3 protein-coding genes are annotated in these 5,782 nt (G+C 58.0%); 2 read left to right on the top strand and 1 reads right to left on the bottom strand.

The window, feature by feature from the left end; translation table 11 throughout:
• Nucleotides 1-135: 135 nt before the first annotated feature.
• Nucleotides 136-1,581 (top strand): mercury(II) reductase, encoded by a 1,446-nt coding sequence (gene merA, locus ACHFGA_RS01475; RefSeq protein WP_394280701.1) that lies wholly within the window; start codon nt 136-138, stop codon nt 1,579-1,581.
• Nucleotides 1,582-1,734: 153 nt separating this feature from the next.
• Nucleotides 1,735-2,307 carry a recombinase family protein gene (locus ACHFGA_RS01470; protein ID WP_394280702.1) on the top strand — a complete coding sequence of 191 codons (573 nt, stop codon included), beginning with the start codon at nt 1,735-1,737 and terminating at the stop codon, nt 2,305-2,307.
• Between the two features lie 629 nt (nt 2,308-2,936).
• Here the strand turns inward: ACHFGA_RS01470 and ACHFGA_RS01465 are convergent.
• The coding region (locus ACHFGA_RS01465) for an AAA family ATPase (RefSeq protein ID WP_394280700.1) at nt 2,937-5,782 on the bottom strand (2,846 nt) is incomplete at its 5' end.

The raw sequence follows: 5,782 nt of genomic DNA, 5'->3' as shown, positions 1-5,782 counted from the left end.
TTCGCTCCTTCTGTGGCCACTGATGTTTATCTGAGTTTGACCTTCCAGTATAGGGGAAGGTTTAGGCTGGAAAGACGCACCTGTGACGGCCAGCAGCCGGTCCTGGGGAGCGGTTTTGCAGGAGGAGGACCACGCATGAGAACACATCAGCCCACCCAGATGGTGGATTTTGCGATTATTGGCTCGGGGGGTGCCGCTTTTGCTGCGGCAATCCGGGCTAGCACCTTGGGTAAAAGTGTGGTGATGATCGAGCGTGGCACGGTGGGTGGCACCTGTGTCAACACCGGGTGTGTGCCGTCGAAAGCACTCTTGGCTGCTGCCGGGGCACGTCATGGGGCCACGGACGCGGCCCGGTACCCCGGGATTACCGCTACCGCGGGGCCGGTGGATATGCCAGCGGTTATCGCTGGAAAAGACGCCCTGGTCGAGCAGATGCGATCTGACAAATATCTGGATTTGATCACCGCTTATGGTTGGCAGCTGATCCGGGGAGAAGCTACTTTTACCGGGTCTGCGCATGACCCGGTGTTGGAGGTGACCTGTACGGACGGGACCATCGAAACAGTCCAGGCCCAGCATTACCTGCTGGCTACTGGGTCCACCCCAACGATTCCCGAAATTGCCGGACTGGAAGACATCGAGTATTTGACCTCTACCACGGCCATGGACCTGTCCGAGGTGCCGGAGTCGCTGATCATTCTCGGGGCAGGCTATGTTGCCCTCGAACAAGCCCAGTTGTTTTCCCGACTGGGCTCCAAGGTGACCGTACTGGCCCGGTCCCGGTTGTTATCAAGGGAGGAACCAGAAGTCGCCGACACGCTCAGGGAGGTATTCGCCGATGAAGGGATTCAGGCGATCCATCAAGCGGCAGTGACGGCAGTGGCCACCGAGGCGACTACCGGAGGCGTGCTCGTGACGGCCACCATCCAAGGCCAGACCCGTCACTTGCATGCCACGCACCTTTTGGTGGCGACCGGCCGGACCCCGGTCACCGCAGGTTTGAACCTTGCCAGTGTGGGGGTGGACACCGGGCCAGGCGGCGAAGTGGTCGTCGATGCGCACCTAGCCTCCTCGAACCCGCGGATTTGGGCAGCCGGTGATGTCACCGGCCACCCCCAATTTGTCTACGTGGCCTCTTCCCATGGGGGACAAGTCGTTGACAATGCCTTCACCAACGCCAACCACGCCGTGGACTACACCCACCTGCCACGTGTCACGTTCACCGCACCGGCCGTGGGTGCGGTGGGGATGACCGATCACCAAGCCCAAGCCGCCGGAATCCGGTGCACCTGTCGAGTCCTGCCGCTGGACTACGTGCCGCGTGCTCAAGTCAATCGCGATACGCGCGGGTTTATCAAAATCGTTGCCGATGCCGACACCAACCAGATTGTGGGGATCACCGCCGTGACCACCGACGCTGGAGACTTGGCCGCTGCGGGGGGCTATATCCTGGCAGCTAATATGACCGTGACCCAACTGGCCACCCAGTGGAGTCCCTATCTGACCATGGCCGAGGGCCTGAAAATCGCGGCGCAATCCTTTACCACCGACGTCAGCATGCTCTCCTGTTGTGCCACCTAACGCCGCAGCCGCAGCACGCCGGAGACTGTCAAAGCGGGTACACCCTAAAAGAACATACCTAGAACGACAGAAACATATGTTCACTAGGGTTGAAATATGGATTACGGAACAGAAGTGTCACTACCTCTAGAGATCAATGAACACCAGGACGCGGTGAGCGGGCAGAAAGTTGGTTACGCACGAGTGAGCTCGAAGGATCAAAATCTAGAGAGACAAATTGACCAGCTGCGACGCGACGGTGTCATGCAGATCTACACAGAACAGGTCAGCGGTTCAAGCCGTGACCGTCCCCGTCTTGAAGAAACCTTGCGGTACCTCCGCGCTGGCGACCAACTAGTCGTTACCAGCATGGACAGGCTCGCCCGCTCGTTAATAGATCTCCATTCAATTGTCGATGAGTTAACGGGGCGCAATGTATCGGTGAAGTTCTTACGCGAGGGGCAAACCTATTCAAAAAACTCATCCCCCATCTCGAAACTTATGCTCGGATTGCTCGGAAGCGTTGCTGAGTTTGAACGTTCCATAATCAAAGAGCGGCAAGCCGAGGGGATCGCGAAAGCAAAAGAGCGCGGTGTCTACAAAGGAAGAAAAAAGGCACTTAACTCAGACCAAATCGAACAAGCTAAAGAATGGATTGCCGCAGGAGTCCCAAAGGCCGCGGTTGCGCGTCGGTTATCTATCGGCCGCACCACTCTATACAACTACCTCAGCGAGAATAGCGGATAGAAAAATCAATCAAACGGGCTTTCAAGAGAACCCCATCAGACACCGGCTAGCCAAAGTCTACATATAGATCAGAACCGACACTCCACCTGGAGTTTTTATACGACGAACAACTACATATAGTACTTGTATGCGAAATGGGAAACGTCTGCTAGCGTAAAAAGCGCCTAAGTCGAACGCTTATACGACTTAGGCGCTTGGTGAGAAAGTTAGCCTTTCTCCATCACGTGCGGTGACGAAGAAAGGCTATCCGAGTTTTCAACGCCATATCAAATGACGTGCTCCTTCTCACCTGTTTACGAAAGGAGATCCTATGGCTCGAAAAGCATACCGGTCCGCAATCACTGGACGTTTTGTTTCTAAAGCCTCTGCGGCACGTTGGCCCAGAAAAACCATCAGAGAGAGCATGGGGGCAGGAACCAGCAACAAACGTCCTGTCACCCGATCTGCGATCACTGGTCGGTTTGTAACGAAGCGTTGGGGCGACGAGAACCCAAATGGTACTGTTCGGCAGCGCGTCTAGTTTTCCAAAGCTAGAAAAGTAGACCCCTCCCTTTCTCTCATCAAAGCCAGAGAATAGGGCAGGGGTTTTACTTCGTCATATCGTGGGTATCGTCGTTTTCTGGAGTGTTTTACCACAGCATATCGGCGTTGCACTCCGCGTCTTGGCCCTGATCACTGTGTAGGTCACGCTGCGCCTGGAGACGGTCGGCAGCACTGCCATAGCCACCGATTTCTGCGGTGTAATGCTGCGCTTCTACCCCACGCATCGACGCGTCTGCTGTGGCGTGCTCGACCGTGGCGTCTCGGTACTGCTCGCGCAGCTGGTCTACACGTTCTTCCAACTCAACGCATGTGGCCTCGTGACGCTGATAAGCCTGCTCAATGCGGTCACGAGTTTCAGTCCAGGTCTTAATCTTATCCAGTCCCTCATTGAGATTAAATGACCTGGCGAAGAAACCGCGATTACTGCGGCGGTGTTCTTCCTCGCGGCTCAATCGCTCATAGCGCTGCATCTCGCGGCGCGCCTTGTGCATGGCATCTGCGGCGCTTCTGTGTTGCTGTTCCAGGTCGGCGATCTGGCTGGCTAGCTCGTCCTTGTACTGGGCAAGGCGAGCGACAGTTGCCCGTGCTTTATCTAGTGTCTCCTGGTACGGGTTCACCTTCTTCCTGCCCGTCGTGCGCTGATGCGTCGCTGTAGGCGCGATCCCGATCCTGTCCACCAGGCCTGTGGCCATCTCACTGGCCTGGTGAGGGGTGTCGGCCTCTGGCTGAGCATGATGCACCCTGTCGGCAACGTCCTCGTTGGATACGGCATGGAAGTCGCTAAAACGCTCGATGCGCGCCTCTGCTCGTTCGTCGGCGACTACGGCCATGCGGGTACCTTTAAACGGGTTGGCATCAGGCATAACTCCGCCGGACATACGCACCAGTGCCCAGTCTTGGCGGGCCTGGCGGTAAACATAGTGCGGGGTCTGATCTGCGGTGCTGCGTGTTGCCGCCTGGATCAAAAGATCCCGAGCATAATCAGCAGATTCACGCCGGTGGGCGGGCTCGGTCTTGCCGTGCCCGGTGTCAGTATCTCCTGGCATGGCCTCAGCCAGATACAGGTAATTTCCCTCACGGCCTCGGGTCATCGGAACGTAGACACCAGCCCGGTCAACCTGGCCGACACCAGCGACCACACGAGCGACGTCTACTGTCACACCTTGCGCGGCATGCCCTGTAGAGGCATAACCCAGCTGCGTATGAGCATGCAGATAGTCAGGCGATAACGTCACTGTGGCAAAAGTATCGTCCAAGCGTCGCGCAGTGACCGATCCATCAGAATTGATCGACTCGACCTGCCAGCGCTGACCATTGCGCACCACATCACCGGCGCTGGTGGTCAGCTCGTAATCATTACGCCGCGTCAAGATTGTATCCCCGACATGGGCAAACTGGCCGGAGGTAAGGCCCACAGCCTCGGACAGATCCAGTGCTCCGCGCTCGGCCATAACCTTTTGTGCGGCGACATTTAGCGCGTCCACGTAGTCATTATTCGACGCCACCAGAAGCGACTGCTTGCCCTGGTCAATGTCCCCGCGCCAGCCTGCCAACACATCATCAAGCATCGCCGTAACTGATCCAGCATGCAGCCTGCCACGCTCAGCGTAGAACTCAGCCGCACATTCAACATCAGGTGCTGCGCCAGTACGAAGCCGCTTCGATGCCTCCCGCTCAGCGGCATCGTCCTGGCGGAACACTTCGGTCAACTCCACCGCATCGGGCAGCTCGTGGGCCAAGGTCGCCAGCATGCCTCCGCGTGCTTTGACCGCACTGTACTGGTACGGATCGCCGACCAACACCACACGAGCACCAGCAGCACTGGCAACGTCGAGTATGCGCACAATATCCGGTGTTGCGGCCATACCTGCTTCATCAACCACAACCACGTGGTCACGCCCCCATCCCAGCGACGCGGCAGCATTCGCCGCGTCCTGGCCGTCGACGCGACGCAATACCCGTGCCAACGTCGACGATGAATGCGCCACATGCTCACCAACCATCACGTCAGCAGCCTTACCCGTCGGCGCCAGACCCACAACAGTTTTGCCGGCCTGCTCCCACGCGCTGCGCGCTGCTTTCAAGCTTGACGTCTTACCCGCACCTGCCGGGGCAATAACCACACTCGCCCGGTAACGAGACTCCACCACAGCGCGCATTGCCTCGGCCTGATCCCGCGATAGCTTCCCCTCAACCGGTTGGATTACATCGGCGTTCACGCCTTCCGCGATCACCTCTGTGGCCAGATCAATGCCCCGGTTTACCTCGCTGACAACGTCTTCCGAGGTAAACCGCTGCGTGCCCTCGCGCGCAGTTTTATTCCGACTGCGATCCTTATCTGGGGTTACCGTCCAGGCCGCCGACGTCGCAAAAACTTCGTCGGTGATCTTCTCAACCAGCCTGTAAACCTCGCCGGGTTCTGCCGCACCGACAGGCAACAACTCGGCGACTTTCTCCACCACATCAGCACGAGTAAACGTAGACCTCTCTGCGGTCACCGCCGCGATAATCTCGCCCACACTCGGCAGCTCGACAGTCCCCGCCGCTGCTTCGTTGCCGGGGTGAAGACCACCCACGAAAGCGCGCGCCGTGATACCTGCCGCGCTGCTTTTCCACCCCTGCGCTAGATCCTCCAAGGGAGTGTCAACGTCTTTTTTCTGCCGCGTTTTCTTCTGCCCAATGCGCTCAAAAGCGGCTACATCTGCAAGCCCGTTGGCCTCTCGCCACTGATCAATTTCACGCGCGCGGGTCGAAAACGCCTCGATTGTTTCTCGATCATCAAGCCCGGAAATCTCTGCGCACCCGTTAACAGTCTCGGCCCATTTCACGCCCAACTCGCGTGAAAGTTCCTCGCGCAGCACCGCTTGGTAAATCGTCCCAGCCGCGCGCGCTTCGTGATACAAACTCACTCCATCGAGCGTGCGCCACTTCC

It is taken from the genome of Corynebacterium sp. (genome assembly GCF_043426755.1).
Classification (GTDB): domain Bacteria; phylum Actinomycetota; class Actinomycetes; order Mycobacteriales; family Mycobacteriaceae; genus Corynebacterium.
The sequence above is the reverse complement of the archived record's forward strand: the minus strand, read 5'-3'. Positions and strand labels throughout refer to the sequence as shown.